This is a genomic window from Empedobacter sp. UBA7494 (assembly GCF_002478465.1).
GTDB classification, from domain to species: domain Bacteria; phylum Bacteroidota; class Bacteroidia; order Flavobacteriales; family Weeksellaceae; genus Empedobacter; species Empedobacter falsenii_B.
Window position 1 is genome coordinate 1 of sequence record NZ_DLOC01000038.1, and the last position, 4,613, is coordinate 4,613.

The 4,613-nt window shown below is 31.0% G+C and carries 5 protein-coding genes; 1 reads left to right on the forward strand and 4 read right to left on the reverse strand.

Translation table 11 applies throughout. The features are described 5' to 3' along the window. Window positions 1–29 precede the first annotated feature (29 nt). The 4 genes from rimO to B4E95_RS03945 all read right to left on the reverse strand — a co-directional run bounded on the left by rimO (window position 30) and on the right by B4E95_RS03945 (window position 4,333). Window positions 30–1,334 carry a 30S ribosomal protein S12 methylthiotransferase RimO gene (gene rimO, locus B4E95_RS03930; RefSeq protein ID WP_291073912.1) on the reverse strand — a complete coding sequence of 435 codons (1,305 nt, stop codon included), beginning with the start codon at window positions 1,332–1,334 and terminating at the stop codon, window positions 30–32. A gap of 357 nt (window positions 1,335–1,691) precedes the next feature. Continuing rightward, window positions 1,692–2,729 (reverse strand): glycosyltransferase, encoded by a 1,038-nt coding sequence (locus B4E95_RS03935; protein ID WP_291090076.1) that lies wholly within the window; start codon window positions 2,727–2,729, stop codon window positions 1,692–1,694. A gap of 6 nt (window positions 2,730–2,735) precedes the next feature. Further along, window positions 2,736–3,170, reverse strand: a complete 435-nt coding sequence (locus B4E95_RS03940) for a DUF2750 domain-containing protein (protein ID WP_291090079.1) — start codon at window positions 3,168–3,170, stop codon at window positions 2,736–2,738. A 5-nt stretch (window positions 3,171–3,175) separates the two neighbouring features. After that, complete coding sequence (locus B4E95_RS03945; RefSeq protein WP_291090083.1) at window positions 3,176–4,333, reverse strand: THUMP domain-containing class I SAM-dependent RNA methyltransferase; 1,158 nt, start codon at window positions 4,331–4,333, stop codon at window positions 3,176–3,178. An 80-nt stretch (window positions 4,334–4,413) separates the two neighbouring features. Between B4E95_RS03945 and B4E95_RS03950 the strand changes: the two genes are divergently transcribed. Then, window positions 4,414–4,599 carry a hypothetical protein gene (locus B4E95_RS03950; RefSeq protein ID WP_291062223.1) on the forward strand — a complete coding sequence of 62 codons (186 nt, stop codon included), beginning with the start codon at window positions 4,414–4,416 and terminating at the stop codon, window positions 4,597–4,599. The last annotated feature ends 14 nt before the right edge of the window (window positions 4,600–4,613 follow it).

Consider the following 4,613-nt stretch of genomic DNA (forward strand, 5'->3'; position numbering starts at 1 on the left):
CATTTTTTCAGGACGTTACATCGAATTGATTAATCAATCACTTTACCAATTAAATCGAATTCGTACGCTTCAATAATCTCTACATTTACAAAATCACCAACTGGTAAATAGGTATCAATTGCAGAAATCAAAACTTCGTTATCAACGTCTGGCGAATCATATTCTGTACGTCCAATAAAGTTATCACCTTCCTTACGATCAATCATTACTCTAAATTGTTTTCCAATTTTTTCTTGATTCAAATCATACGAAATTTGAGATTGAATTTCCATAATTTCTTCAACACGTTGTTGTTTTACTTCCTCTGGTACATCATCTTCTAAATTATAGGCATGCGTATTTTCTTCGTGAGAATAAGTAAAACATCCCAAACGATCAAATTTTTGCTCTTGTACCCAAGCTTTCATTTCCTGAAAATCTTCTTCTGTTTCGCCTGGATATCCACAAATCAATGTTGTACGAATCGCCATATCAGGAACTTTTGTACGCATTGCGTCTAACAAAGCATTCGTTTTTTCGTGTGTTGTACCACGACGCATTGATTTTAATAATTTTGTTGAAATATGTTGTAACGGAATATCAATATAATTACAAACTTTAGGTTCTTCACGAATTACATCCAAAACATCTTCTGGAAAACCAGCTGGAAATGCATAATGTAAACGAATCCATTCGATACCTTCAATCTTAACTAATTCTTTTAATAATGATGCTAATTCACGTTTTTTATAGATATCTAAACCATAATACGTTAAATCTTGTGCAATCAAAATTAACTCTTTTGTTCCATTTTTTGCCAATTTAGTAGCTTCTGTAACTAAATCTTCGATTGGACGAGAAACATTTCCTCCACGCATCAAAGGAATTGCACAGAAAGAACAAGGACGATCACAACCTTCAGCAATTTTAAGATATGCATAATGACGAGGAGTTGTTGTTAAACGTTCTCCAACCAATTCGTGCTTATAATCTGCTCCTAAAGCTTTTAATAAAAGTGGTAATTCTCGCGTACCAAAATATTGGTCAACATTTGGAATTTGCTCAATTAAATCTGGTTTGTATCGCTCTGACAAACATCCTGTCACGAAAACTTTTTCCACCAAACCATCTTCCTTACGTTGCACGTAATCTAAAATTGTATCAACACTTTCCTCCTTTGCATTATCAATGAAACCACAAGTATTAATCACCACAATTTCCCCAGATTGCTCATGTACAACCTCTTTCCCATTGGCTTTCAGCTGTCCCATTAACACCTCAGAATCGTATACATTTTTAGAACATCCTAACGTAATTACATTAATTTTCTTTTTTCCAGTCGATTTTGTACGCATTACTCTAATTTAAGTCTGCAAAATTACGAAATATTTGAGAGAACTGACCGAAAAGATTGAATGGAACAAGTATAAATAGCTAAAATAAAAATTTTTGAACCTAAATAACTTTAAAGAGAATAGATTTCTAAACAACTAACTATTTTAGAAAATTAATCAATTATTACGATATTCTACTTGAAATCTATTTAATAAATATATTTTAACGAATTGATTAACAAAATATAACAAGTCATTTATAGTTTAATTTCAACAATAAATGTTAAATTTGAGCTTATTAGTATTTTAAGTTAGATGTCAAAGCAATGCTTTGAAATTAAGAAGGTCAAGAGAAATCTTGACCTTTATTTTTTATATTTAATCGATATGATAATGACTCGGAAAAGCCATTTTAGGATTTTGTTTAAGAATATTCAACCTGAATTGACTTTCTAAAAATCCATAACCATAATTGAAAAATTGAATTAAAGTTGTTTGAATCGATAATAAACCAACTACCGCAGATTTAAAACGAATAGTTGAGAAAATAAAAATCAAAAACATGTAAATTAACCACAAAACAAATGGGGTTTGAAGAATAAATCGATGTTTTGGAAGAATAAAACTCAACAATAAAAATAAAAATGCAACTAAAGTTCCGACAAAAAATAAGCTTGGAAACCAAAAAGTTGGTTTGATATAATTTGGATGACGTTGATTAAGAATTGGGCGTGCAACTCCAAATTGATATACTTGTTTCGCAAATTTCTTTAACGAAGTTCTACGTTTATGTATCACTTTCGAATCTTGAAATAATCGCGTTTCAAAACCATTTTCCCACAAACGCATCGATAAATCTGGATCTTCTCCAACACGCAAATCAGCAAAACCCCCCGTTTTTTCGTAGGCTTTTTGAGAAATTCCCATATTAAAACTACGTGGCTGAAATTTACCAATTTGCTTTTTTCCTCCACGTATTCCTCCTGTTGTTAAGAAAGAAGTCATCGAAAAAGTAATTGCTTTTTGCAAATCTGTAAACGAGTCATCTGCATCATCTGGTCCGCCAAAAGCGTCAACAAAATTAGTTGTCAATTCTTTTTTAACCGATTCAATATAAGTCGAAGGAATAATCGTGTCAGAATCTAAGAAAATGAAATAATTTCCATTCGCTTTTTCCATTCCATAATTTCTTGATTTTCCTGGTCCTGAATTTGTTTTGTAATAATAATGAAGATCTAATTGAGTTTCAAATTTAGCACAAATCGCATCCAATTTATTTTTAGAACCATCATCTACAATAATAATTTCGAATGATTTATCCGTTTGTTTTGTTAAACTTGACAATAATTCTGTCAATTCATCTTGACGTTCATAAACGGCAATAATTATCGAAAGTTTTAAATCTTCTTTTTCCAAAATAAATTATTGATTGAATGATTCTTTCAATTCTAAAGTTACTTTCTGGATTTCGTTCAAATCCTTAAAATGATTCGTTTTGAAAGTAGATTTTGATTGATTCAATTCATGAACAATAGCCAAAATTGTATCCAATGGACTTTGCTCCTCTCCTTTCGAAGTTTCGTCAAAATTAATTCCAACCAAAGAAACTTCTTCAATCATTCCGAACAACCATTCTTCTAAAAAAGTATTCAAATCTATCGAATCAATTTTATGATTTGCCCATTGATTTTGTTTCGCTTTTTCAGCTAAATCTGTATTCGACCAAAAACAAATTACCTCTAAATTAGAGCCATCTTCGTACTCAAATTCCTCCGAATACGAAATAGCAAAACCTTCCTCAGAAGTTAAAAGATAAACTTTTTGATCTTGACAAATTTCTTTTATAAATTGATTCACTTCTATTAATTTTGATTTTTAGCTTTCTTACTTCCTTCATACATTTCGTATTGTAAAAAGTCGCATTCTAACTTACCGTTAAACACTTTTACCTTTTTCGAAGGACGTAAACCGACATATTTTTTGGCTTGTAAATCTGATGTGATAAACCACGCCAATGTATTTGGATAACTCGATTTTAATGTGTCTCCAATTTGTTTATAAAATTCTTGGTTATTGTTTTCAATACGCTCATCATAAGGAGGATTGAACACCAATAAAACTGGGAACAATTCCTTTTTAGATGTAAAGAAATCTTGGTGACGAATTTCGATGAAATCTTCTAAATCAGCAGATTTTATATTCATCTGCGCAATTTTTACCATCATTGGAGAAATTTCGTATCCAACAATTTTATATTCAGATTCTTTGATTCGATTTAAACGCGTATTACGAATTTGTGTAAACAATGTTTCGTCATAATCTGGCCAATTCTGAAAAGCAAAATGCTTACGATGAATTTGTGGCGGAATATTATTCGCAATCATCGCCGCTTCAATCAACATTGTTCCTGAACCACACATTGGATCAAGGTAATTTCCTTTTCCATCATAACCCGCTTGCAACAACAAACCTGCTGCTAAAACCTCGTTAATTGGAGCTGGACCAGTTTCTTCACGATAACCACGTTTGTGCAAAGATTCTCCCGAAGAATCTAACGACAACGTAATTTTATCATGCGAAATATGTAAGTTAAAACGTACATCTGGAAAATCTTTATCGATACTTGGACGACGACCATTTTTTTCTTTGAATCGATCTACAATAGCATCTTTCACTTTAAGCGCTGCGTAATGCGAATGTGTAAAATAATCTGAATGTACAGTTGGATCAATCATAAAAGTTTGATCGACATTCAAATAATTTTCCCAATGGAATTTTTTGAATTTCTCGTACAATTGATGATCATTTTTCGCAGAAAACGAAAGAATTGGCTTCTGTATACGAAGTGCAGTACGCAAGCTGTAATTTGCTTTGTACATGAAACCTAAATCGCCATTAAATTCAACCATTCGGTTTTGAATTTTAACATCTGCCGCACCCAACGCTTTTAATTCTTGCGCTAATATTTCTTCGAAACCAAAAAAGGTTTTCGCAATCATTCTGAAATTTTCCAAGGAAATAAAATTTTTACAAAAGTACGGGAAATAAAGGAAATTGAGAAGTTAGAATAATTATATTTGAAGTTAAATTAATAGAAAATATGAAATTATTATTTACTCTCTTATTTATTGGAAATATTTTCTTTGTAAAAGCTCAAACTAAATTACCACAAGATAGTGTTGATTATTATATTAATGAAACAAGAAATATTTTAAACAAAATAATAAAAGATCAAGATTTTTCATCAGATTTTAAAAATGACAACAAAATAGATCCTAATTTGTAATCTTCCCTAAAAAC